20 protein-coding genes are annotated in these 24,042 nt (G+C 75.2%); 11 read left to right on the top strand and 9 right to left on the bottom strand.

The genetic code is table 11. The annotated features are described in order from the left end of the window. Positions 1-54: 54 nt before the first annotated feature. Positions 55-825, top strand: coding sequence for an SDR family oxidoreductase (locus HLA93_RS15600; RefSeq protein WP_222195337.1), 771 nt, complete (start codon positions 55-57; stop codon positions 823-825). Between the two features lie 69 nt (positions 826-894). On the opposite strand, the gene HLA93_RS15595 is transcribed toward HLA93_RS15600, so the two are convergent. After that, positions 895-2,487: a M28 family metallopeptidase gene (locus HLA93_RS15595; RefSeq protein ID WP_222195336.1), complete on the bottom strand. Its 1,593-nt coding sequence runs from the start codon at positions 2,485-2,487 to the stop codon at positions 895-897. A 409-nt stretch (positions 2,488-2,896) separates the two neighbouring features. Between HLA93_RS15595 and HLA93_RS15590 the strand changes: the two genes are divergently transcribed. Together HLA93_RS15590 and HLA93_RS15585 are read left to right on the top strand one after the other, a co-directional pair. Next, positions 2,897-3,379, top strand: coding sequence for a hypothetical protein (locus tag HLA93_RS15590; protein WP_222195335.1), 483 nt, complete (start codon positions 2,897-2,899; stop codon positions 3,377-3,379). A 151-nt stretch (positions 3,380-3,530) separates the two neighbouring features. Continuing rightward, positions 3,531-4,643 carry a DUF3048 domain-containing protein gene (locus HLA93_RS15585; RefSeq protein WP_308128167.1) on the top strand — a complete coding sequence of 371 codons (1,113 nt, stop codon included), beginning with the start codon at positions 3,531-3,533 and terminating at the stop codon, positions 4,641-4,643. Positions 4,644-4,702: 59 nt separating this feature from the next. Here HLA93_RS15585 and HLA93_RS15580 read toward each other — a convergent pair whose 3' ends face one another. Next, on the bottom strand, positions 4,703-5,539 hold the full coding sequence (locus HLA93_RS15580) for a hypothetical protein (RefSeq protein WP_222195334.1): 837 nt from the start codon (positions 5,537-5,539) through the stop codon (positions 4,703-4,705). A gap of 197 nt (positions 5,540-5,736) precedes the next feature. Here HLA93_RS15580 and HLA93_RS15575 point away from each other — a divergent pair, with 197 nt between their 5' ends. Both HLA93_RS15575 and HLA93_RS15570 read left to right on the top strand, forming a co-directional pair. Next, the gene (locus tag HLA93_RS15575) at positions 5,737-7,716 is read left to right on the top strand and encodes a metallophosphoesterase family protein (protein ID WP_222195333.1); all 1,980 of its coding nucleotides are present in this window, start codon (positions 5,737-5,739) and stop codon (positions 7,714-7,716) included. A 150-nt stretch (positions 7,717-7,866) separates the two neighbouring features. Further along, the gene (locus HLA93_RS15570) at positions 7,867-8,622 is read left to right on the top strand and encodes a biosynthetic peptidoglycan transglycosylase (protein WP_222195332.1); all 756 of its coding nucleotides are present in this window, start codon (positions 7,867-7,869) and stop codon (positions 8,620-8,622) included. Here HLA93_RS15570 and HLA93_RS15565 read toward each other — a convergent pair. Further along, positions 8,619-9,782: an RtcB family protein gene (locus HLA93_RS15565; protein ID WP_222195331.1), complete on the bottom strand. Its 1,164-nt coding sequence runs from the start codon at positions 9,780-9,782 to the stop codon at positions 8,619-8,621. The two genes, HLA93_RS15570 and HLA93_RS15565, sit on opposite strands and share 4 nt — an antisense overlap. A 157-nt stretch (positions 9,783-9,939) precedes the next feature. Here HLA93_RS15565 and HLA93_RS15560 point away from each other — a divergent pair, with 157 nt between their 5' ends. Beyond that, complete coding sequence (locus HLA93_RS15560) at positions 9,940-10,413, top strand: NUDIX domain-containing protein (RefSeq protein WP_308128166.1); 474 nt, start codon at positions 9,940-9,942, stop codon at positions 10,411-10,413. A 37-nt stretch (positions 10,414-10,450) separates the two neighbouring features. On the opposite strand, the gene HLA93_RS15555 is transcribed toward HLA93_RS15560, so the two are convergent. Continuing rightward, positions 10,451-11,350 carry an SMP-30/gluconolactonase/LRE family protein gene (locus HLA93_RS15555; RefSeq protein ID WP_222195329.1) on the bottom strand — a complete coding sequence of 300 codons (900 nt, stop codon included), beginning with the start codon at positions 11,348-11,350 and terminating at the stop codon, positions 10,451-10,453. A gap of 108 nt (positions 11,351-11,458) precedes the next feature. Here HLA93_RS15555 and HLA93_RS15550 point away from each other — a divergent pair, with 108 nt between their 5' ends. From HLA93_RS15550 to HLA93_RS15540, 3 genes are all read left to right on the top strand, one after another. Continuing rightward, positions 11,459-12,427 carry a TIGR03557 family F420-dependent LLM class oxidoreductase gene (locus tag HLA93_RS15550; RefSeq protein WP_222195328.1) on the top strand — a complete coding sequence of 323 codons (969 nt, stop codon included), beginning with the start codon at positions 11,459-11,461 and terminating at the stop codon, positions 12,425-12,427. Between the two features lie 35 nt (positions 12,428-12,462). Then, positions 12,463-13,083 (top strand): hypothetical protein, encoded by a 621-nt coding sequence (locus tag HLA93_RS15545; protein ID WP_222195327.1) that lies wholly within the window; start codon positions 12,463-12,465, stop codon positions 13,081-13,083. A 94-nt stretch (positions 13,084-13,177) separates the two neighbouring features. After that, positions 13,178-13,336 (top strand): hypothetical protein, encoded by a 159-nt coding sequence (locus tag HLA93_RS15540; RefSeq protein WP_222195326.1) that lies wholly within the window; start codon positions 13,178-13,180, stop codon positions 13,334-13,336. A gap of 33 nt (positions 13,337-13,369) precedes the next feature. Here the strand turns inward: HLA93_RS15540 and HLA93_RS15535 are convergent, their stop codons facing one another. Then, the gene (locus HLA93_RS15535; RefSeq protein WP_222195325.1) at positions 13,370-13,828 is read right to left on the bottom strand and encodes a MarR family winged helix-turn-helix transcriptional regulator; all 459 of its coding nucleotides are present in this window, start codon (positions 13,826-13,828) and stop codon (positions 13,370-13,372) included. A gap of 92 nt (positions 13,829-13,920) precedes the next feature. Here HLA93_RS15535 and HLA93_RS15530 point away from each other — a divergent pair, with 92 nt between their 5' ends. Then, positions 13,921-14,805 carry an NmrA/HSCARG family protein gene (locus HLA93_RS15530; protein ID WP_222195324.1) on the top strand — a complete coding sequence of 295 codons (885 nt, stop codon included), beginning with the start codon at positions 13,921-13,923 and terminating at the stop codon, positions 14,803-14,805. 88 nt (positions 14,806-14,893) lie between these two features. Beyond that, entirely contained in the window at positions 14,894-15,505 is a 612-nt protein-coding gene (locus HLA93_RS15525) for an HD domain-containing protein (protein WP_222195323.1), read from the top strand. Between the two features lie 13 nt (positions 15,506-15,518). Here HLA93_RS15525 and HLA93_RS15520 read toward each other — a convergent pair whose 3' ends face one another. The 4 genes from HLA93_RS15520 to HLA93_RS15505 form a co-directional block, all read right to left on the bottom strand. Continuing rightward, positions 15,519-21,830: a DUF3320 domain-containing protein gene (locus tag HLA93_RS15520; protein WP_281425388.1), complete on the bottom strand. Its 6,312-nt coding sequence runs from the start codon at positions 21,828-21,830 to the stop codon at positions 15,519-15,521. 125 nt (positions 21,831-21,955) lie between these two features. Then, positions 21,956-22,195 carry a hypothetical protein gene (locus HLA93_RS15515; RefSeq protein ID WP_222195322.1) on the bottom strand — a complete coding sequence of 80 codons (240 nt, stop codon included), beginning with the start codon at positions 22,193-22,195 and terminating at the stop codon, positions 21,956-21,958. Positions 22,196-22,365: 170 nt separating this feature from the next. Next, positions 22,366-23,037, bottom strand: a complete 672-nt coding sequence (locus HLA93_RS15510; protein WP_222195321.1) for a hypothetical protein — start codon at positions 23,035-23,037, stop codon at positions 22,366-22,368. Positions 23,038-23,236: 199 nt separating this feature from the next. After that, positions 23,237-24,037 carry a DUF2382 domain-containing protein gene (locus tag HLA93_RS15505; RefSeq protein WP_222195320.1) on the bottom strand — a complete coding sequence of 267 codons (801 nt, stop codon included), beginning with the start codon at positions 24,035-24,037 and terminating at the stop codon, positions 23,237-23,239. Positions 24,038-24,042: the final 5 nt, after the last annotated feature.

Raw genomic sequence — 24,042 nt, 5'->3', positions numbered from 1 at the left:
GCAGCCTGCCAGCCGGCGACCTCACACTCCCGGCCGCTGCGTCGTCAGGAGGGCATGACACCTCCGCAGCAGCTCACCCTCGCCGTCGCCGGGGCCACCGGCGTGGTCGGGCAGCACGTCGTCGCCCGGGCCCGGGCGGCCGGGCACACCGTCGTCCCGCTCTCCCGCGGCACCGGCCAGGACGTCGTCAGCGGCGCCGGGCTCCGCGCGGCGCTGGACGGCGCCGACGCCGTCGTCGACGTCACCAGCGTGGAAACCACCCGGACGCGAGCGTCGGTCGAGTTCTTCACCCGGGCGACCGAGCAGCTGCTCGCCGCCGAGCAGGCCGCCGGCGTCGGACACCACGTGGTGCTGTCGATCGTCGGCATCGACGGGGAGACCAGCGGCTACTACGCCGGCAAGGTCGCCCAGGAACGGCTGGTCGCCGCCGGGCCGGTGCCCTGGACCCTGCTGCGCGCCACCCAGTTCCACGAGTTCGCCGCGCAGATGGTGCAGCGCACCGCGGTCGGGCCGTTCGTCGTCGTCCCGGCGATGCGGACGGCGACCGTCGCCGCGGACGAGGTCGCCGGCGCGCTCGTCGCGCTCGCCACCGGCGCGCCGTGCGGGCGGGCGGCCGACCTGGGCGGGCCGGCGGAGGCCGAGCTGGCCGACCTGGTGCGCCGGTACCTCGCCGCGACCGGGCAGCGTCGCCGAGTGCTGCGGGTGCCGCTGCCCGGCGCCGCCGGCCGGCGGATGCGCGACGGCAGCCTCCTGCCGGGCCCGGGCGCCGACCACGGCCGGGTCGCCTTCGACGAGTGGCTGGGTGAGCTGGTGTCCGGGCGCTGACCGCCGGGCACGACAGCGGGGCCGGACACCACCCGGTGTCCGGCCCCGCCGCTGACGTGCTGCTCCGGGTCAGGCCGCCGCGTGGTGCCCGACGTCGTCGCCGCCGCCCTGGCCGGTGCCCTGGCCGGTGCCCTGGCCCTGGCCGTTGCCGTGGCCGCGGCCGCCGCCCCAGCCCTCGCCCCAGCCGTGCCCGTGCTCGTTGCCGTGCCCCTTGCCCTTGTCCTTCCCGTTGTCCTTCCCGTTGTCGGTCAGGTCCAGCGGGGTCGGGTCGGAGGCCAGCGCGAGGGTGGCGTAGGCGATCGCCTGGCTGTTGATCTCCAGCGCCTCCCGGTCGATGTTGCTCAGGTCGTCCTCGGCGGAGTGGTAGTTCGGGTCGTGCGGGATGCCCGCCGTGCCGCCGAAGAGCGCGACCTCCTCCTCGGTCTTGATGTCGTCGGCCCCGGTGAACAGGCCGCTGGCCGGGATGCCGGCCTCGATGAACGCCTGGTAGTCCGACCGCCCGGAGAACTCGGTGTCCACCCACGGCTGCCCGGTGCTGTCGAAGCGGTCGGTGAACACCTGTTCCAGCGACTCCGAGCCCTCCGGGACGGCGACCGGGGCCTCGTAGGTCGACTGGTCGGCGTCGTAGACCCCGATGACGTAGTTCGGCGAGCCGACCATGTCGAAGTTGAGGTAGCCGGTGATCTGGGCGGCCTCGGCCTCGGTCAGCGACGCGACGTACTCGGTGGAGCCGACCAGTCCGGACTCCTCGGCACCCCACCAGGCGAACCGGACGGCGTTGCGGGTCGGGTCCTCGTCCATCAGCTCGACCGCGGTCTCCAGGATCGCCGCCGAGCCGCTGCCGTTGTCGTTGATCCCCGGGCCCTCGGGCACCGAGTCCAGGTGCGCCCCCAGCATGATCACGTCGTCCGGGTCGCCCCACGGCGTCTGGGCGATGACGTTGAACGTGGTGGTCTCGACGACGTCCACGACGATGTCGAGCACCGCGGTCTGGCCCAGCTGGCCCAGCAGCGTCGTCCCGACGGCCTGGGTGACGCCGCCGACCGGGATGCCGGTGGCCCCCTGGCCGAGGGTGCCGTTGACCGGCTCGTCGGGCACGTTGTTGACGACCAGCACGCCGACCGCCCCGACCGCGGCGGCGTTCTGCTGCTTCTGCGCGAAGGTGCAGGCGCCGCGGGGCACGAGCACCACCGTGCCGGAGTTGGCCGCGGTGAAGTCGGTGGCCTCGCAGCCCGGGGTCGCGTCGCCCGCGGCGATCGTCGAGAGCGGCCCGGACACCGAGCCGGACGGCGAGAACTCCAGCGCCTGCACCTCGACCGGGGCACCGCCGACGGTCAGCGTCTCGGTCACCGTGGTCGAGGAGGTGAAGTCGAAGTACTGCCGCTGGACGTCGTAGCCGGCGTCCTTGAGCTCCTCCTGCACGTAGTCGCCGGACGCGTCGTAGCCCGGCGTCCCGCTCGCCCGGTTGCCGCCGTTCTCGTCGGCGATCTCCTGGAACTCCTCGAGGTGCTCCATGACCTCCCGGGTCTTCACCTCGGTGGCGAACTCCTCCAGATCGGGGCCGCCGCCGGCGCTGGCGGGCACGGCCAGCAGCACGGAGCCGGCGAACGTGGCGGCCGCGGTGGCGACGGTCAGGCCGGTTCGGCGCGTACGGAGTGACATCGGTGTCCTCTCGTCGGGCGGCCGCGGGTTCCGTCCCTGCGGTCGTGCGGCGAACCTAGGCAGCGCCGCGCACCGGCGTCGAGGGCCGGGAGAAGGCCCGGTCCACCGTTGCGGGCGAACCCGATCCGCATACGCCCTGGTCGGCGCGTGTGTCGTGGGTCACCGACCGGCGGGCCGGCGGCGAGGACACGCCGGGCGCGACACCCCGGTGGGCGGGCCTGCCGGTCAGCTGTGAACCCGGCCTCCTGGGCCGCACCGGCCGCTCGTTGTGGCAGTGTCGGACCAGCAGCTGGACGGCTGAGGCATGCCCTGGGGCCCCGCTTCACCCGACGTCCAGCCACCCCCACCCGCGCCGCCCACGTCGTCGGCGCGCGCTCCCGACCCCGGACACGAACGAGGCACGCACGCGATGAGCAGCACCGACCCGACCCAGCCGACGCCGGCGACAGGTTCCCCCGAGGGCAGCACCAGCACCAGCACCAGCACCTGGCCCGGCGCCACCGAGGCAGGCACGACCGGCACCGTCACCGACGGCAGCACGACCGGTACCACCATCGACGGCACCACCACGGACGGCACCCCCACCGAGGGGGAGCCGAGCTGGGTCACCCGGCACACCACCCTGCTGATCACGGTGATGGTCGCGGTGATCGTGGCCGCCCTGGCGATCGCCGGGCTGACGTACTACCGCTCCAGCGTCGAGGACCGCAACGCCGACACCGAGGCCGCGTTCACCGCCATGGTCGCCGGGCAGGGTGCCGCCGTGGAGACCGTCGAGTGCGACGGCGACACCTGCTCCGCCGTGATCAGCGGCCAGGCCTACACCGTGCTGGTCCAGGAGGACGAGGACGGCGAGCAGCACTTCGGCGTCGCCGCCTACACCGGCGACTGACCCGCGGGGCAGCTGAGGCGGCTGGGACACCGCCGCGGACCGGCCCCGGCCGCGCGCGGTGCGGCGGCCGGGGCGGGGCGGCACCCCGACCTAGCGTCGGCGCCGGCCGTCCGCCGGGTGGTCACCTCCCTCGCCCCGCAGGAGCCCCGCCGTGGCCCGTCCGCCCTCCGCTGCCCGCAGCACCGCCGACCGCACCCGTCGCTGGCCGACTGGCCGGGGACGGGTGCGCCGGCGGATCGGTGCGGCGCTGGTCGTCGGTGTGGCGCTGGGCGGGACGGTCTCCTGCGGAGGTGGCTCCGACGCCGCCGTCGCCGCGACGGCCACGCCAGCGACGTCGTCCACCCCGCCGCCACCGCCGCCGGTGTACTGGCCGCTCACCGGCCTGGAGAGCGGTGCGGTGCCCGCGCGGCCGGCGCTGACCGTGAAGATCGAGAACTCCGTCGACGCCCGGCCGCAGACCGGCCTGGGCGCCGCCGACGTCGTCTGGGAGCAGGTCGTCGAGGGCGGCATCTCCCGGTACGTGGCCGTCTACCACTCCACCCTGCCGCCCCAGCTCGGCCCGGTCCGCTCCGTCCGGCCGATGGACCCGGCGATCACCGCGCCGCTGCATGGCCTGTTCGCCGCCTCGGGCGGTCAGGCCGCCTACGTCGGCGACGTCGCCGACGCGGGCCTGCAGGTGCTCACCTTCGACGCCGGGGACGACGGCTTCGCCCGGATCGCCACCCGCCGCGCGCCGCACAACGTCTACGCCGACCCGGCTGCCCTGCTGGCCCAGGCCGACGCCGCCCACCTGACCGACCCGGCGCCGCAGTTCGAGCTGGCGACCACCGCCGACCAGGCCGGCGCCGTCCTGGCCGGCACCCCGGCGACCACCCTGTCGCTGACCCTCTCCGGGGTCAGCCGCCCGCAGTGGACCTGGAGCCCGCCCGAGGCCCGGTGGCTGCGGGCGGAGGGCAGCACCCCCGCGGTGGAGGCCGACGGTGCCCGGCTGGGGGCGGCCAACGTCGTGGTGCTCCGGGTCCAGGTCGTCGCGACCGGGGGAGTGGACCCGGCGGGCAACCCCGTCCCGGAGACCGTGTTGGTCGGCCGGGGCGAGGCGCTCGTCGCCAGCGGTGGGAAAACACTGCCGGCGACCTGGGTGAAGGACACCGTCACCGACCGGGTCGTGCTGCTCGGTCCGGACGGCAACCCGGTGCGGCTGGCCCCCGGCCGCACCTGGGTGGAGCTGGTGCCCGTCCGGGGCGGCGCGGTCGCGGTCGGCTGAACGGCGAACGCCCCGCTCCCGGAGGTCGGGGGCGGGGCGTCGCGCGGCTCAGCAGGTGGTCAGCTGCGGGACATCGCCGGCCGGGCCGAGGCCCAGACCAGGAACCGCGCCGCCTGCTGCAGGTCGGGGATGTCGTTGCCCACTAGCGAGCGGAGCAGGTCGTTGCTCCACACCGCGAGCCGGCCGATCGTCCAGGTGGACTTGTCCACCGGCGGCAGGTCCAGCTCGAAGACGGTCTTGACCAGTTCCTTCTTCCCGCCCGCGGCAGCGGTGTACCGCACGATCGGCAGGAAGCGCTCAGGCTCCACGACGCACAGCACCTTGGTCAGCAGCGCCTCCTTGAAGGAGGGGAAGCCCAGCCCCTTCTTCGTGCCGTCGACCAGCTGGGTGAACCGGTCCTCCAGCCGCAGGCTCTCCGGCCCGAACAGCAGGTGGTCGATGCTGGCCCGCACCTGCGTGGCGGCCTTGTCCGGGCCGGCGGTCTTCCAGGCCCGGTTGAAGCCCGACACGTTGCCCGGGTCGGCGACGGTGGTGGAGTTCGCGAAGTGCAGCAGCTGGTCGACGGTCGCCGTCCGCAGGCCCTCCGGGGTGAACAGCGCCGCGTAGCGCTCCCGGTAGCCGGCCACGTCGGGGTCGGGCTCCGGCCGCTCGAGCAGGAACTCCGAGGTCAGCAGCATCACCCGCTCCCGCACGTCAGGGCGGACGTCGGCCGGCACCGGGAAGGACGCCTGGAGGGAGTCCACGGACTGGACGGCCGGGCGGGCCGGGTCACGGCGGGTCTCGCCGCGCAGCCACTCGTTGCCGCAGTCGTCGCAGTGGATCAGCAGCCGGCCATCCGGCTGCGGGGTGCCCGAGATCTCCTCGGAGCTGCAGGTGGGGCAGGTGATCAGTGCCATGGGGCCCCGTTCGTCGGTGGATGGGAGGTGCGTTCGCGCGGCTGGTCCGCGGGCCCGCCGAACGAGGTGGCGACGACGTCGTCCGCCGTCCCCTCGACTGCTGAGCGCCCCGTCCTCGTGACCAAGGGTCGCACGCCACGGGCCCCCGGCCGCGTCGAGCGCACCTGCGAGCCCACCGGCGGGGGACGATGTGCCCGATGTCCTGGAACCGCGACGACGCCACGCAGCTGCCCCTGCCCTTCCCGCCGAGCCGACGTGACCGTGCCGAGCACGTCGCCCGGCAGGTCGGTGGCGCGGCCGCGCGGGTGCTGCGGTTCCTCGTCCGCTGGGTGCTGCGGATCGCCCTGCCGGTGCTGAGCGGGGCCGCGGCGCTGCAGGCCTTCCCGTACCACGCGACCGTGCAGGGCGTGCCGTTCGAGGTGCAGGGGTCGCTGTTCAGCCGGCCCGGCCTGTCCGCCGACACCACCCTGGGCAGCTGGGAGTTCCCGGAGGTCAGCAACGTGCCGTTCGGGGTGCACATCAGCCCCGAGGACGTCGACGTCCTGCAGCTGGCCCGGCTCGCCGGCGGGGACGTGCCCACGTTCGTGCAGCAGCTGCAGGCCGAGATCACCGCGATGATCCCGGAGATCGCCCGGTGGCTGATCGCCGAGCTGCTCATCGGCGTCGCGGTCGGCCTGCTCGCGGCCGCGGCGATCAACATGTCGATCCGTTACCTGCGCGGCCTCCCGCGCCGGCCGCGCGAGCTGCGGCTGCGTGCCCTGCAGGCCGCGACGGCGGCGCTGGTGACGGTGGCCGTGGCCGGCTACGGGGTGCTGACCTACAACCCGAACTGGGTGCTGGAGTCACGGCTGACCGGCACGCTGGCCGCCGCGCAGCTGTTCCCCAGTGAGCTCAGCGACTACTACTCCCAGCAGTCCAAGGCCTTCGACGTGCTCGGCTCGGTGCTCGGCATCCAGGCCGCGCTGCAGGCCCAGATCGAGGACGACCAGACCCCGGAGACCGCCTTCCGGGTCATGACGATCTCCGACATGCACCTCGCGGCCAACTACCCGCTGGTCGGGCAGTACGCCACCAACTACGACGTCGACCTGATCATCAACGCCGGCGACGAGAGCGCCTTCGGCACCCGGCAGGAGCTGACCCCGGCCTACCTGGATGCGGTCGCCGCGGTCACCACCACGACGCCGATGCTGTGGGTCGCGGGCAACCATGACTCCCCGGCGACCGCGGAGATCATGGCGACCGTCCCCGGCGTCACGGTCCTGGGCACCAAGACCCGCACCGACGACGGCTACGACGTGACCGCCGGGGTCGTGGAGGCCTACGGGCTGACCATCGCCGGGCTGTCCGACCCGCGGGTCTACGGCGCCGAGGGCGCCTACGGCGCGGACGCGAAGGACGTCGTCGAACCGCTGCAGCGCGAGGCCGTGCGGCAGGCGCTCGGCGTCGAGGGCGCCGACGTGGCCGAGCTCGCCGACCAGGCGGGGGGCGCCGTGCAGGCAGCCGACGCCAGCACCTCATCGGCAGCGCCGGTGGACGGCTCGGCCACCCCGCCGGTGGACGGCTCGGCCACCCCGCCGGCGGACGGGACGGCCGCCACCCCGCCGGCGGACGGGACGGCCGCCACCTCCCCGGCCGACAGCGCGGCCACGCCCCCGGCCAACGGCACCGGCGCCGCCGCGGACGTCGACCCCACCGAGGATCTCGAGACCGTCGACGTGTTCGCCGTCCACGAGCCGGTCGCCGCCGAGGAGCTCCACGAGGTGCTGCCCGACCGCATCCGGGCGACGGTCTCCGGACACGTGCACGCCCAGAACGCCACCGCCGACATCCAGGGCGACGGCACCGAGATCGACCTGGTCGAGGGCTCCACCGGCGCCGGCGGGCTGGACAACATCGTGCGGGGCGAGGAGCGGCCGCCGATCGAGTTCAGCATCCTGTCGGTCGCCGGCGACTGCCAGTTCACCCGGGTCATCCGGTTCTCCATCGAGCCCGGGGTGACCTCGCTGGTCGAGGGCCCGAGCCCGACCAGCCCACAGGCGTTCGGCGACGACGTCACCGCCTCCACGGTGTACTTCCGGCCGCAGGACGTCGCCGACGACCGCACCTGCGGCACCGAGCTGGGGATCAGCGAGCAGGAGCCCTGGCCCCGGGACGAGCTGGCCGAGGAGGACTGACCGGGCCTGCGGTGTCCTCCGGACGGGTGGAGTTCACCGGCCCGGAGCGCGCCGGCGGGCCCGTGGGCCTTCCCCTCCCGCCGCCGGTTCCTGATCATGGTCGTGCCGTTCCGGTCCGGGCGCGGTCGGAACGGGACGGAGACCTGGTCGGTGGCGGCAGGGACGCTGGAGCGCGAGCGGGCGGCGGCCGAGCCCGGCCGACCCCGCCGGAGCTGGGCGCGACGGCTGGCGAAGGCCGTTCTCGCCCTGCTGCTCACGGCTGCGGTCGGCCTCGGCGTCGCCTGGCAGCTGACCCCCTCGGTCGACGACGCGGAGGGCCGGGTGGCGGCCTACCTCGCCGCGAACGGCGCCCCGGCGCTGCAGGTGGAGCCGGCTCCCGAGCTGGTCCAGGCGCTGCTGGCCACCGAGGACAGCGGCTTCCACTCCCACCTCGGCGTCAGCCCGACCGGTGCGGTGCGGGCCTTCCGGGGACTGCTCACCGGCACCGACCAGGGCGGCTCCACCCTCGACCAGCAGCTGGCCAAGAACCTCTACCTGGACGGTGAGAACGGGCCGGTGCAGAAGGCCCAGGCCGTCGTCCTGGCGGTCAAGCTGGACGCCGCCCACAGCAAGGCGGACATCCTCCGGATGTACCTGGACAACGGCTGGTACGGGCACGGGTTCGCCGGGCTGACCGCCGCCACCGAGGGCTACTTCGGGGTGCAGCCCGACGAGCTGACCTGGGCGCAGGCCACCGTGCTCGCCGGGCTGTTCCAGGCGCCGAGCGCCTACGACCCGCTGGTGCACCCCGACCGGGCCGCCCGCCGGCAGGCGCACGTGCTCGACCGGCTGGTCGACGAGGACGTGCTCACCCGCGCCGAGGCCGACGCCGTCGCCGCCGAGGACTGGGGCCTCGTCGCCGGCTAGTCGCCCTTGACGTTGACCACCTGGCGCAGCGTGTGCCGCACCTCCACCAGGTCGGCGGCGTCGGCCATCACCTGGTCGATCGGCTTGTAGGCGTCGGGGTGCTCGTCCAGGAACGCGTCGGAGTGGCCCCACGCGATCCCGCTCATCCGCCGCTCGAGGTCGGCCCGGGTGAACAGCCGCCGGGCCGCGTTGCGCGAGTGGTTGCGCCCCGCGCCGTGCGGTGAGGACAGCAGCGCCGCCTCGTTGCCCAGCCCGGTGACCACGTAGGACGCCGTCCCCATCGAGCCGGGGATGAGCCCGGCCTGGCCCTTCCGGGCGCTGATCGCGCCCTTGCGGGACAGCCACACGTCGCGCCCGAAGTGGTGCTCGCGCTCGGTGTAGTTGTGGTGACAGTTCACCGTCTCCAGCCGCTGGACGTCGTCCCGCAGGAACCGCCCCACCTGCTCGGCGACGCGGTCCATCATCTCCTCGCGGTTGAGGAAGGCGAACCGCTGTGCCCAGCGCAGCGCCTCGATGTAGGCGTCGAACTCCGGCGTCCCCTCCTGCAGGTGGGCGAGGTCCCGATCGGCCAGCTCGATGCCCTGGGTGCGGCACCACTCCTGCGCCCGGCGGATGTGCACCGAGGCGAGCTTGTTGCCCACGCCGCGGGAGCCGGAGTGCAGGAAGAGCCAGACGCGACCCTGCTCGTCCAGCGACACCTCGATGAAGTGGTTGCCCGAGCCGAGGGAGCCCAGCTGCAGCGGCCAGTTGCCCGCCGCGCCGTCCGCCTGGTCGACGCCGGGCAGCGCGCGGAGCTCGGCGACCCGGGCCTCGGCGCTGGGCCGCAGCTTCTTGTTGTACCGGCCGGCCGACAGCGGCACCGCCCGGGAGATCTGCCCGTGCAGCACGCTCAGGTCCTTGCCCGCGAGGTCGGCGGCGTCGAACTGGGTGCGCACCGCCATCATCCCGCAGCCGATGTCGACCCCGACCGCAGCCGGGATGATCGCGCCCTCGGTCGGGATGACCGAGCCGACGGTCGCGCCCTTGCCCAGATGGGCGTCGGGCATCAGCGCCAGGTGCGGGTGGATGAAGGGCATCGCCGCGGTGCGCTCGGCCTGCTCGCGGGTGCTGGGCTCGAGGATGGACGCCCAGCTCAGCAGGCGTCCGTTGATCGTCTCCATGGTCCTTTCTCGTCTCGTCGTCCCCTCGTCCGGCCATGTCGGCCGACATGGCCGGGCGGGGTGGGGCGGGTGGTGCCGCGCGGCCGGTGCAGTCAACGCGGTCGCCGCGGTGACCGCACCCGAGTTACCCGCTCCACCGCGTGGCACGCTGCCCGCCGTGGCCGTCCGCAGGAGTGCCGGTGTGCTGCTGTACCGCCGGGCCGCGGACGGCGGCGTCGAGGTGCTGCTCGGGCACATGGGCGGCCCGTTCTGGGCGCGCAAGGACGCCGGGGCGTGGTCGGTGCCGAAGGGCGAGCACGAGCCGGGGGAGGAGCCGCTGGAGGTCGCCCGGCGGGAGTTCGCCGAGGAGCTCGGCTCGCCGGTGCCTGCGCACGACCTCCTCGACCTCGGCGAGCTGCGGGTGACCAGCGGCAAGCTGCTGACCGTCTTCGCCGCCGAGGGCGACCTGGACGCCGCGGCGTGCACCAGCAACACCTTCGACCTGGAGTGGCCACCGCGCTCGGGGCGCGTCCAGCAGTTCCCGGAGGTCGACCGGGCGGCCTGGTTCCCCGTCGAGCAGGCCCGGACGGCGCTGGTGCGCGGGCAGGTGCCGTTCCTGGACCGGCTGCTGGCCCGGCTCGTCCACTCCTGAGGAGCGCCCCGACCCGGCGAGGGGCGCTCCCCGGAGGTCAGGGGCGACCGGCGTGCGGGACGTCGACCGTGGTGGTCAGCAGGACCGCCTCGCGCGCCGGCGCGCGGTTGTGCTCGTAGAAGTCCGGCGCGCTGCACAGCAGCAGGGTCCGGCCGTCGTCCCCGCCGAGGGCGCAGGCGAACACGCCCAGCCCGTCAGGGGCGCGCACCTCGTCGACCACCTCGCCGCCGGGGGACAGCCGCGCCGCCCGGCCGCCGACGGCGTCGGCGATCCAGAGGTGACCCTCGGCGTCCAGCGTGCAGCCGTCGGGGGCGACCACCAGCTGGCCGAGCACCTCCTCGGTGGTGGCCCCGGTGACCTCCGGGCCGAGCTGGGCGAACACGCGGCGGCCGGTGAGCGAGCCGTCCGGTGCCAGGTCGAAGGCGGTGACCCGGTTGCCCAGCGTCTCGTCGACCAGCAGCGTGCCACCGTCCGGGGTGATCACCATGCCGTTGGGGAACTGCAGCCCCTCGGCGACCACGGTGACCGTGCCGTCGGGGTCGACCCGCTTGAGCGACGCGGTGCCCGCCGCCCCGCCGCCCATCAGGTCGAAGCCGAAGTCGCCGGTGAAGACGCGGCCGGCCTCGTCGACCACCAGGTCGTTGAGGTGGCCGCCGCAGTGCTCCGTGAGGTCGGCCAGCTCGGAGGTCTGCCCGTCGGCGACCCGGAGCACCCGGTGGTCCTTCATCGAGACCGCGACCAGCGTCCCGTCGGGCAGCCAGCCCAGCCCCGAGGGCTGCCCGGCCACCTCGGCCACCACCTGCTCGGCGCCGTCGGTGCCGATCCGGCTGATCGTGTGCCGGTAGAAGTCCGACACCCACCAGGTGCCGTCGTGCCAGCGCGGGCCCTCGAAGAAGGCGCCGCCGGTGAACAGGGTGGCCAGTGACCTCGTCGTCATGTCCGGACCCTAGCCAGCACCGACGGCCGCGCACAGCCGCCGGTTTCCTGTCCCGGCACCTCGGGCACCGCTGGTCCGACAGCGCAGCGGACGACGGAGGGACACCCCATGCAGGTCGGTTACAAGCTCGCCACCGAGGCCTTCAGCCCCACGCAGATCGTCGAGCAGACGGTGGCGGCCGAAGAGGCGGGCTTCGACTTCGTCGAGCTCAGCGACCACTACCACCCGTGGCTGGAGGAGCAGGGGCACAGCGGCTTCACCTGGTCGATGCTCGGCACGATGGCCGCGAAGACCGAGCGGATCGGCCTGGCCACCGGCGTCACCTGCCCGATGATCCGGTACCACCCCGCCGTCATCGCCCAGGCCGCGGCGACCGTCCAGATCCTCTCCGGCAACCGGTTCACCCTCGGCATCGGCGCCGGCGAGCGGCTCAACGAGCACGTCGTGGGCGGCGGCTGGCCGGCCGTCCGGATCCGGCACCACATGCTCCGCGAGGCGCTGGAGATCATCAACCTGCTCTGGCAAGGCGGCTACCAGTCCTACGAGGGGGAGTACCTCGCCCTGGAGGACGCCCGGGTGTTCGACCTGCCCGACCAGCTGCCGGTGATCGCCGTGGCCAGCGGCGGGCCGGGCGCCTCCAAGCTCGCCGCCGAGCACGGCAGCGGGCTGTTCGCCACCGAGCCGAAGCCCGAGCTGGTGCAGGCCTACGCCGAGCACGGCGGCAGCGGGCCGAAGTACGCCGAGGTGCCGATGGCCTGGGCTCCCGACGAGGACGCCGCCGCGCAGGAGGCGCTGAAGACCAGCCGCTGGGCGCTGTCCGGCTGGCCGGTGATGAGCGAGCTGCCCAACCCGGTCAACTTCGACGCCGCCAGCAGCACGGTGACCGCCGAGGACATCAAGGGCCAGTTCTCCTGCGGCCCGGACCTCGACCGGCACGTGCAGCAGGCGCAGCCCTACGTGGACGCCGGCTTCGACCACATCGTGTTCCAGAACGCCGGCCCCGACCCGGACGGCTTCCTGGAGGTCTGCAAGAGCGAGCTCATCGAGCGGGTGCGCTCGCTGACGCCGTCGTCCTGAGCACCGCCGCGCCGGACCGCCGACCCGCCGCCGGGGTGAGCCGCGAGGAGCGCTGGCAGCGCCGACTGGCGCTGCCGGTGCTCGTCGCGGCCCTGGCGTCGGTGCCGGCGATGTTCCTGACCTTCCTCGGCGGGCCGCTGGGCACCGCCGGGCGCTGGGTGGACCTGCTCAGCGGCGCGGTGCTGGTCGGTGAGGCGGTGCTGCTGTTCGCCGTCGCCGAGCACAAGCGGGCCTGGGTCCGCGGGCACGTCGGCCTGCTGCTGCTGACCCTCGGGGTCGTGGTCGCCGTCGTACTCGCCGTCGGGCCGGTGCAGGTGCTGCGGCTGGTCCGGGCGGTGGGAGCGCTGCGGGTGCTGCGGGCCGGGCGGATCGTGCGCGCCGCCCGCGAGCTGGCGGCCCGGCTCGGGTGGACCGGGCGGGCCTCCAGCGTGTTCGCCGTCGGTGCCGGCCTGCTCGCCGCCGTCTTCGTCGGGGTGGTGCTGGCCGACCCGACCTCGCGGTCCCGGTCGTTGCTGACCTGGGCGATCGGCCCGATCAGCACCCCGGTGGTCGTCGTCCTGTCCGTGTTCGCCGGCCTGCTGCTCGGTGGTGCGACCTACCTGCTGGCCCGGGACAGCGGGCTCGGTGACGAGGAGCCGGCGGACACGGCGACCTGATCGAGATGCCCCGGTTCCGGTTGAGGGCGGTCCCGGACGGGCATCCAGGAGGCCGGTACGTACGGCACGTCCTCACGGAGAGAAGGAGATCGACATGGGACTGATGAGCAAGCTCACCAAGGGCGCTGCGGCCAAGAAGGCGATCTCTGCGGCGCAGAAGCCGGAGAACCAGCGCAAGATCAAGAGCGCGATCTCGTCGCTGCGCGGCAACAAGAGCGGCGGCACCACCGGCCGCGGCACCGGCCGGGTCTGATCCGACGCCCGGCGGCCTACGCCGCCGGGCTGGTCAGATCCCGAACGGGTCCGGACCGACCTCGCCGACGTTGCGGCGCACGGCCGCGAGCAGTTCGGCGAGCCGCTCGCGGTCGCCCGCGGCGAGGTCGCCAACGGTGCGCCGCTCGAGCTCGGCCCAGATCTGCTCCACCCGCCCCCGCAGTGCCCGCCCCTGCGGGGTCAGCGACACCAGCACCACCCGGCGGTCCTCGGTCGAGCGCTCACGCCGGACGATCCCGGCCTCCTCCAGCCGGGCGACCGCCTTGACCGCGGTCGGCGGCTCCACCTGCAGTTCGCGGGCCAGCTCGCCGGGGGAGCGCGGCTCCCGGTCCCAGAGCAGCATGAGCAGCAGCTCCTGGCCGGGGTACAGCCCCACCTCGCGCAGCAGCGAGCCGGCCAGCGTGCGGTGCGCCCGGGCCACGGCGGGGATCAGGGCACTGATCGGGCCGACGCTCTCCACCGGGTCGGACATCGGTGCACACCCCTCGGAATGTATTGAGTCGGCTAACGTTTAGTCGACTACAGGAACCGCACGAGGCGGTCCCCGGTCCGAGGGAGTACAGCATGAGCACCACCTCGCACAGCAGCGACAGCCCGCTGGTCGCCGTCGTCGGCGCCACCGGTCAGCAGGGCGGGGCGACCGCCCGTGCCCTGCTCGACGCCGGCGCCCGGGTCCGTGCCCTGGTGCGCGACCCCGACGCGGCAGCCGCGCAGGCACTGGCCGCCCGCGGCGTCGAGCTGGCGCGCGCCGACCTCCGCGACCCGGAGTCGGTGCGGACGGCGTTGCGCGGTGCCGACCGGGTCTTCGGCATGACGACCTTCGCCGACGCCCGCGGCGTGGACGGCGAGGTCCAGGACGGGCGGGCCCTCGCCGACGCGGTGGCCGCCGTGGGCGCCGGTCACCTGGTCTACAGCTCGGTCGGCGGTGCCGAGCGGCACACCGGCGTCCCGCACTTCGAGAGCAAGCGCCGGGTCGAGGAGCACATCGAGGCGCTGGGACTGCCGGCGACGTTCCTGCGGCCGGTGTTCTTCATGGAGAACCTCACCGCGCAGGGGCCCTCGGTCGAGGACGGCGGGATCGTCGTCCGGCTGCCGTTGCCCGGGGACGTGCCGCTGCAGATGGTGGCCGTGGCCGACATCGGTGCCGCCGCCGCAACAGCCCTGCTGGACCCGAGTCGGGTGCCCGGCGGTGCGATCGAGCTGGCCGGTGACGAGCTGACCGGCGACCAGGTCGCCCAGGTGTTCGGCGCCGCCGCCGGCCTGCCCGCGCGCTACGAGGCGCTGCCGCTGGCCGTGCTGGGCGGCGACGAGGACATGACAGCGATGTTCACCTGGTTCACCCAGCGGCCCGCCTACCAGGGTGACCTGGCCGGCACCCGCGCGCTGGTGCCCAGCACCCACGACCTGGCCGGCTGGCTGGCCGACACGGGCTGGACCCCGGCCGGCTGACCGGCGATCCGGCCGACTCCCGCCGGGTTCCTGCCAGATCGACGGCGTCCGGGGCCGGGGGACGCGGGCGGCGGACAGACTGCCGTCCGTGACCTCCGATCCCGCCGCCCGCCTCGACGAGCTCGTGCCGGACTCCGCCGCCGCGGCCCTCGCCCGGGAGGTGGCCGGCCGGTTCTGCTCCCCGGCGCTGCTGGCCCACTGCTGTCGCTCCTACCTGTGGGCGGCGGAGTACGGCCGGGCGCGCGGCATCACCTTCGACGCGGAGCTGCTGTACGTGTCGGCGATGCTGCACGACATCGGGCTGGTGCCGGTCTTCGACAGTGCGACGGTGCCGTTCGAGCAGGCCGGGGGAGCGGTGGCCTGGGTCTTCGCGGCCGGGGCCGGCTGGGACGCCGATCGTCGCGACCGGGCGGCCGCGGTGATCGTGGCGCACATGGCCGACGAGGTGGACGTCGCCGACGACGCCGAGGGTCACCTGCTGGAGCTGGCGACCGGGCTGGACGTGTCCGGTCGCCGCCCCGAGGACTGGCCGGCCGGGTTCCGCGCCGCGGTGCTCACCCGGTACCCGCGCCAGGGCCTGGCCGAGGAGTTCCTCGGCTGCTTCACCGAGCAGGCCCGGCGCAAGCCCGCCTCGCTGGCCGGCCGGTTCGTCGCCGGTGGCTTCGCCGAGCGGGTGCTCGCCAACCCGCTCGACGCCTGAGGCCGCCCTCCGCTCAGGCGGTGAAGCGCCCGTCGGGCTGCTCGGTGAGCCGGCCGGCCGCCACCACCCGGTCCAGCGCGGACTCCAGCAGCGGCAGCAGCGCCGGGGTGCGCCGGCGGTGGCCGAACACCTCCAGGGTCCGCAGGAACAGCTCGTCCCGGGCCAGCCCGGCGCTCGCCCGGGACAGCGCCACCATCGCGTTGCCGACCTCGGCCGGCGGGACCTGGTCCAGCGGGCGCTCCGCGCTGCTGGCCTGACGGCGGAACCACGTCCAGGACGCCGGGTCGACCGTCGCCGGCCAGACGAACTCACCGTCGACGGTGGCGGTGGCCGGCAGCAGCGCCAGCAGGGCGTCGCGTCGGGCCCCGGTCACCCGGGACAGCCCGAACGCCGCGGCCGTCAGCCGGGCCAGCCGGTCGCGGTGCACCGGCCCCTCGGCCTTCAGACCGGCGGTGAGCACGCGGCGCACCACCTTGGCGACCGCGGGGTCGGCGAGCTGGTCGAGCTGCTTCCGGTCCCCGGCAGCCCGGGGCGACCAGGCGATGAAGGGCTGTTCCTCGTCCAGCGGCTCAGCGCTGCGGGAGGCGACTGCCGGCTTGGCGGCTGCCCGGGTGGGGGCCTTGGTCGCGCTCCTGGTCGGGGTCTTGCTCGGGGTCCTGGTCGGGGTCTTGGTCGGGGTGGTCGTCCCGTCCGTGTCGGCGGTCGTGCGCCGGGCAGCCGTGGCCGCCGGGGCGGCGACCGGTGCGGGCTCAGCGGTCGGGACGTCGGCGACCGTGGTCTCCGCGGGGGACGGTTCCGTGGGACCGCCCGCCGCAGCCGGGGGCTCGATCCCCGCGTCGGTGGCCTCCGGCCGTGCCGGGTGGAGGTCGGCAGGCGACGGTCCCGCGGGACCGTCCTCGGCCAGTTCGGCCCCGGTGGCGGGGACATCGGTGGCGGGAGCCTCGGTGGCGGGAGCCTCGGCGGCCGGCGTCTCCACGGGGTCGGTCGCCTCGGGCTCGACCTCGGCGACCGGGGACTCGACGACCGGGGACTCGACGACCTCGCTCGGCTCGGCTTCGGCGGCCGGGGGCTCGACGGGGTCGGTCGGCTCGGGGGTCGGAGCCGGGGGGAGGACGACGGTCGGGCGGAGGGGGATGACCTCGGCGAGGGGGCCGTCGTACTCCGGCTCCGGGTCGGGCTCGGGTTCGGGCTCCACCACCGGCGGCGCCGCGGCCTCGACGGCGGCGACCAGCGTGGACAGCACCGCCTCGCGGTCGGCGAGCCAGGTCGGCAGCCAGACCCGCTCCACGGCCGGCCAGTGCAGGAGCTCGCCGAGCACCTCGACGGGCAGGCCGTCCCGGTCGCCGACGGTGGTGCGCCGTGCCCAGGCCGGTCCGTCGAGCAGCACGGCCAGCACCGGGGAGTCCGGGGCCTCGGGGTGGGCGACGGTCAGGTCGATGCGGAACTCCGACAGCCCGACGTCGGTGCGCACGACCAGCCCGCGGGCGGCCAGCTCGGCGGCGACCTCGTCGCGGTGCCGGTCCAGGGTGGTCGCGGCCGGCCGGGCGGGGCGGGGGAGTGCATCCGTGCCGAGGGCGGCCAGGTCCAGGTAGGCGCGCAGGTGCGCCACGCCGGTCGAGGTGGTGTCCTCGGCCCGCAGCTGCGCCGGGTCGAAGGAGCAGAACACCACGACCTGCCGCCGCGCCCGGGTGATCGCCACGTTGAGCCGACGCTCGCCACCGGCGCGGCTCAGCGGGTCCAGGCCGAGCGGCAGCCGCCCGGCGGCGTCCGGGCCGGCGCCGAGGGAGAGCAGCACGGTGTCGCGCTCGTCGCCCTGCGCGGCGTCGACGTCCTTGACGAGAAGGCCCTCGCCGTCGGTGCGGTCCAGCGCCGCGGCGACGCGCTCGTTCCCGCTGTCGCGGAGCAGCTCCTCGATCAGCGTCCGCTGCGCGGCGGTGACGGTGACGACGCCCAGTGACGGCGCGGCCGGGGCTGCTGCGGTGAACCGGCGCAGCACCTCGGCCACGACCGCCCGGGCCTCCGCCGGGTTGGTGTGCCGGCCCGGGCCGGAGCCGACGAGCGTGCCCTCCACCCGCACCAGGGAGACCCCGCGGCCGCCCGGCGCGGCTGGCCCCGGCGCGGGGAAGGAGGACAGCCGGCCGTCGTAGTACCGGCTGTTGCTGAACGCGATGAGCGACTCGTCCTGGCTGCGGTAGTGCCAGGACAGCCGCTGCTGCGGCACTCGCGCCCGCACGCACGCCGCGAGAACGCTCTCCCCGTCCGCGACGGTGCCGGGGTCGGCCTCGTCGTCCGCGTACGGCGTACCGGAGGTGCTCGGCGGCAGCTGCTGGCTGTCCCCGACGACGACCGCCGACCACGCCCGGCCGATCGCGCCGACCGCGTCGGCGACCCGCAGCTGCGATGCCTCGTCGAACACGACCAGGTCGAACAGCCCGGGGGCGGCGGGGAGGAGACGGGCCACCGCGTCGGGGCCGGCCAGCACGCACGGCATGACCGCGGTGATCAGCTCGCCGTGGGTGGACAGCAGGCCGCGGACGCCCAGGCCGTGGCGTTGCTCGGCCAGCTCCTCGCGCAGGGTGCTGACCTGATCGGCGTCCAGCCGCCGGCCGGCGAGCGCGCCGGCCGGCAGCGCGTCGACCAGGTGGGAGCGGACGGCGCGCGAGGCGGCGCCGAAGCGGGCGACGGTGCGCTCGTGCTGCCCGGCGTCGAAGGCGTCCAGACCGGTCGCGGTCCGGCGCTCCTCGAGCGAGGCCTCGGCCAGCCCGCGGTCGAAGGCACGCACCGCGTCGTCGGCCGGCAGCAGCCCGTCGCGCAGTGCGGCCCGCGCCTCGGTGAGCCCGGCCAGCCGCAGCGGCTCCAGGGTGTCCAGCAGGCTCACCCACCGGCGCAGCGACATCGGGTGCACGTACTCCACGCCGCGCTCGGGGCGGGTCATCGTCCAGCGCAGCACCAGGCCGTCGTCCCCGCTCCACGCCGCCAGCAGCGCGGTGTCGCTGGAACAGGCGGCCAGCAGCACGTTCAGCGCATCGCGCAGCCGGGCGACGGTGCGCGCGGACGACGGGTCGGAGACCGGGCCGCCGGCCAGGAAGCGGCGCACCGCCCCGGTGAAGCCGCTGCTGCCGTCCACCGAGGCGGCCGCCCGGCGCAGCCAGCGCACCTCGGCGTCCAGCACCGTGCGGCCGGCGTCGGTGAAGGGGTTCCAGCCGGCGGGGACCAGCAGGCCCGGGACGGCGGCGGCGCGGCCGGCGAGGGTCTGCACGGCGGTCTGCAGCCGGTAGAGGTCGGCGGTCAGCTCGGGGACGTCGGAGGTCCTGACCGAGGCGCCGGGCTGCAGCGCCGGGGCCAGCTGGTCGCGGACGGCGGCCAGCTTGCCCCGGCGGCCCATCCAGCCGGCGGCCGCGGCCTCCTGGGCCTGGACGAACAGGTCGCCCAGCGGCAGCGCGAGGACCGCCGGGGTGGCGACGTCCAGGCCGGGCTGCTCGGTGGCGACCAGCTCGGCGACGGCTGCGGTCAGGTCGTCGGTCGCCGCGGTCCACCGGGGCCGGCGCACCTCGTCCAGCACGTCGAGGCCGACGGCGGGGCCGGTGAGCAGGTGGACGATCGCGTCGAGGTCCTCGGCGGTGCGGGCGGCCCGGACGACGGAGGCCAGCCCGCCCTCGCCGGGCAGGTCACGGATGGCGGCGTCGACGGCGACCGCAGCCTGCTGGACCGCGGTGATGTCGATGTCGATGGTGTCCAGGAACGCCCAGGCGTGCCCGGCCGAGGGTCGCGCCAGGCCGGCGATCTCGGGGAGCAGGGCCAGCGCCCGGTGCACCTCCAGCACCGTCCCCGGGGTGGCCCGGGCGGCGAACGTGGTGGTCACCGGCAGTGCTGGGACCTCCCCGTCGGTGGCCAGCACCGCGTTGCGCGCGGAGTAGGAGGACAGGCCGGCCGCGTTGGGGGCGTGCAGCCGCTCGGCGTACTGCTCCAGGTCGCGGGTGGCCGAGTGCAGGCGCTCGGCGTCGGCGGTCATCCCCGTGGCGTCGACCTCGACGGCGTGCTCCAGCGCGGCGCGGACCTGGGCGCGGACCACGGCCGGCCGGCTGCCCTTGTCGTGCAGGTCGAGCACGAACGGCCCGAGCCCGACCGCGTCCAGCCGGCGGGCGACGACGTCCAGCGCCGTCCGCTTGCCCGCCACGAACAGCACGCGCTTGCCCTCGGCGACCGCGCGGGCCAGCAGGTTGGTGATGGTCTGCGACTTGCCGGTGCCGGGCGGGCCCTGGAGCACGAAGGTCCGTCCGGCGAGCGCGTCGGCGACGGCGCGCAGCTGGTGGGCGTCGGCCGGCACCGGGCACTGCGCGGCGAGCGCGTCGAGGTCGACGGGGCCGGCGATGTCCTCGACCGGGTCGGTGAACGGCTCGTCCGGGCCGTCGACCAGGTGGGCGACCAGGGGGTTGGCCGCGAAGTCCGACCAGTGCTCGTCGAGGTCGGCACGCAGCCGGTACCCGGCCACGGGCAGGACGGCCAGGTCCGCGGTGGCCTCGACCCGGTGGGGCAGCTCCGCGCCGGCGAGCGCGTCCCGCACGGTCCGCAGCACCGCCGGCAGGTCCATGCCGGCGCCGTCCGGGGAGGTGGTGAGGCCGGGCACGGTCAGGTCGTGCCGCCGCAGCTCGGCCAGCAGGCAGCCGTTGACCGTGCTGCTGCCGGACTCGTCCAGGACCAGCCGGTAGGAGCCGTCCCGGGTGTCGGGGACGAGGACGACGGGCACCAGCACCAGCGGTGAGCGCACGGTCCGGCCGTCGAGCTCCCAGACCAGCGAGCCGAGTGCGAGGTGCAGGTCGTTGGCGCTGGTCTGCTCCACGACGCTGCGCGCCCGGTGGGCCAGCGCGCGCAGCCGGGGCAGGTGGTCCGACGGCGGCAGGTCGAGCCGCACCGACCGCTGCCCGGTCAGCAGCTCGGTGAGCTCGGCGGCGGGCAGCTCGCGGGCCGCGGTGCGGCCGCGCTCGCGCTGTTCGCCGGCCGCCGGGTCACCGGGCAGCAGGGTCAGCGTCTTGCCGCTGCTGAGCAGGTCCTCCAGCAGAGGCAGCGCGTCGTGCGGCACGGCCAGCGGGATGCCGGCGTGCTCGGGGTGGTCGAGCAACCGGTCGCGGAGGCCGGGGCCCAGGAGTGCGTCCCCCCACTCCCGCACCCGGGCGGGGACCCCTGCGGCGGTGTCGTCCGCGGCGGCCGGCACCGGAGCGGGGGAGCCCGGCGCACCGGGGTGCTGCCCGGTCACCGGGGCGTCGCCGTCCTGGCCGGGCGCGGGCAGCGGGAGCACCCCGTGCTGGCGCGCGCGGTGCACGTCGGTGACCCCGACGACCTGGTCCAGGTCACCGGAGAGCCACCGGCTGTGGGCCGGGCCGTGCAGGTCGGCGCTGGTGTCGCCGCGGTCGGTGAGCAGGGTGGTCTCCACCAGCCGGAGCTCGCCTCGGTCGACCAGGTCGACCAGCGCGGCCACGTCGGTGGTCGCGGCGGCCCCGGCGCTGCGCTCGGCCCGCCAGTAGCCGAGGAAGGCGTGCCCCTCGACCACCCAGACCAGCGGCCGGATGCCGACGTGCTCGCAGGCCGCGGCCAGGGTCAGCACGGTGTCCAGTGCGGTGCCGGCCCGGCCGTCGAGGACCTCGCCGGGGGTGCGGACCCGCTGCCCGGTCTCGGCCCAGCCGGCCGGTGGCTCGCTGTGGCGGATCTCCCGGCGGCGCACCGCCCAGGTCAGCGCCTCGACGATCTCGTCGACGCGCTCGGCCCCGTCGGTGTAACCGGCCATGCTGCTGCTCTCGGTGCCCTCCTGCAGGAGGGCCGCGGCCTCGGCGACCAGGGCCGTGACAGCGGGGTGGTGTGGCTGCACGTGGGCGGCGAGCACCTCCAGCGCGAGTGGCAGCGGAGCGGCCAGCCACTGGGCGGCGGGGAGGAGCCGTACCGGCACCCGCTGCTCGAGCAGCACCTGGCCCGAGGACTCCAGCCCGACGTGCACCCAGCCGGGCCGTTCGTCCGGCCCCTGCGGCACCGTCGCGGGGTCGAGGGTGAGACCGACGTCGCCGAGCACGGTCGGGCGCGCGGCGTCGAGGTCGACCAGCCGCTCCACCGCGGCACCGATCGGACCCTGGGCGTCGTGCAGGGACACCCGCAGGGTGGCCCCCTGGAGGGAGCTGTCGGTGCTGGTCAGTGTGAGCCGGGAGACGACCGGGACGGCGCTGTGCGCCAGCGCCTCGCTGAGCACGGGGACGACCGTGAGGTCGACGGTGACCGGCGACGGCGACGGCTGCGCCGGGCCCTCGGAGCTCCACTGCAGGTCGGCCGCGTTCCCCATGGCCCCTGTCTACCCGGTCGGACGGACCGTTCCGCTCAGGTCCGGCCGACGGGTGGGGCGGGTGTGACAGCAGTTGTCGTTCTGTGACGGAACTCCCCGAGCGGAGCGGGTGGGCCGCAGGGCCCTCAGAGGCGGGCCAGGGTGCTGCAGTCGGGGCAGAGCGCCTCGCAGACCTCGGGCTGCGGGGGCCACGGCACCTCCTCGTCGCGCGCGACGTAGGCCCCGCACAGGGCGGTGCGCCCCCGGGAGCCGGAGAGGCCGAGCGTGGCGTGCGCGGGTCCGATCAGCCGTGCCGTCTGGCCGGCCGGGTCGCTGAGCGACCCGACCATCATCACGGCGCGAGCCGTCCGGTACGTGAACCCCATGGCGTCACGATGGGAGGCGCGGGCGGCATCTTCCGGGCAACACGCTCACCGCACCAGCCCTGGTGCCCCAGTGGCCCCGCCCGTCCCAGCCGTCCGGGCCCGGACGTGGCCGTACCGCCACCGTCGACCTTCCCCCTGGTCGACGGTGGCGGTACGGGTACGTGGACCGGTCAGGCGGTGAAGCCGGCGCGGTCGACCTTGCGGTGGAACCGCTCGCCGAGCTTGCCGCCGAGCACGGCGCCCAGCAGCGTCACGACCAGGACGGCGACCAGGGCGATGATGCCGGCGGTCGTGAGGGTGCCCTCGTCGATCGGGATGCGCGGCAGGTCCAGCTGGGAGAGCACGTTGTACTCCGAGCCGAAGACGGCGCCGGCGACGGCGAGCGCCAGGACGACGAGCAGCCCGATCACCCACACGGCCACGCCCTGCCGGATGCCGTCGAAGCGGGCCATCCGCCCGGCGACGTACCCACCGGCCAGGTAGGCCAGGAAGAGGACGACGAGCAGCGCGATCCCGCCGCCGATGCCGATCTCGCTGGCGTTGGAGGTGGCCTCGTCGACCGAGGGCACCTCCTGGGTCAGCCCGATGGCCACCCCGGCGGCGGAGATGACGGCGATGAGCAGGACGGCCAGGCCGTTGGCGGACAGCCAGCCGAAGAAGGCGGCCCCCCACTTGATCCCGCCGAAGCGGTCGTGCTGCCGGTCGACGGCGTCACGCGCGGCGCCCTTGCTGGCGAAGGCGCCGGCGCTGGTGTCGGCGCTGTTGTTGCGGAAGCTCGTGTCCCGGTCGCCGACGGAGGTGCCGCGGTCGGACGGGTCGTTCGGTGCGGTGCTGCCGGTCATGGGTGCTCCAGGGGTGAGGTCGTCGCGGCCGGCGGGCGAGCAGCCGCTCGCCGGCCGCGACGAGTTCAGGGGCGCGATCGGGGGGCGGGGCTGACCCGGGCGGTCGCGGGGCGGTGCAGGACGCCGGTCTGCCGGCCGCCGGTCAGGGACCGTGCGGCCGGCAGGCGGCGGGTGGGTGCACAGGGGCGCACCCGGCAGCTCAGCGGCGGTTGGTGTCCGTGATGCCGTCGGTGTCGATCTGCTCCTTGCGCACCGTGTCGGTCACGGTCTCCTGCTCGGTCACCGTCTCGGTGTCCAGGCGGACGCGCTCGACGGGCACGGCCTCCTTCTGCACGACCGGGCGCTCGGCGTGCAGCACGACCTCGTGCTCCTCCTCGGAGATCGCCGGGCCGTCGAGGGCGTCGCCGATGTTGGCGTCGGTGATCGGCTCACGCTCGATCCGGACCTCCTCGTGGGAGACCGGGACGGTGGTCGTGACGTTCTCGGTGACGACGAACTTGCGCAGCCGGGCGCGGCCGGCCTCGACCTGCTGGGTGCCGACCCGGAGCTGCTCCTCGGAGCGGGTCATCGCGTCGTCGGTGGTCGGGCCCGAGGTGTCGTGGCCGACGGTGCCGTGCCGGTTGGTGCCGGTGGCGATGCCGGTGTCCTGGCCGGTGGTGACCGTGGTGTCGGTGTCGCGGACACCGGTGCCCACGCCGTAGTAGCGGTAGAGCTCCTCCTCCTCCGCGGGGGAGAGGTGGCCCTGGTCGGCGTCGATCCGGGGGGCGTCCTTGACCTTGGCCTTCTCGAAGGGGACCCGGAGGGTGCCGTCGGTGACCGAGGCGTCGCTGATCGGCACGAAGGTCTCCGAGGTGCCGAACAGGCCGGTGCTGACCGTGGCCCACTCCGGGGTGCCGGTCTGGTCGTCCAGGTAGACCTGCCCGACCTTGCCGAGCTTGTCGCCGCTGGCGTCGACCGCGTTGCTGCCGATGATGGTGGTGATGTCCTGCTGGGTGATCACGGTGC

This window comes from Modestobacter italicus (assembly GCF_019799965.1).
Lineage (GTDB): Bacteria > Actinomycetota > Actinomycetes > Mycobacteriales > Geodermatophilaceae > Modestobacter > Modestobacter italicus_A.
Note: the sequence above shows the minus strand (reverse complement) of the source record. Positions and strands in the feature narration are given on the sequence as shown.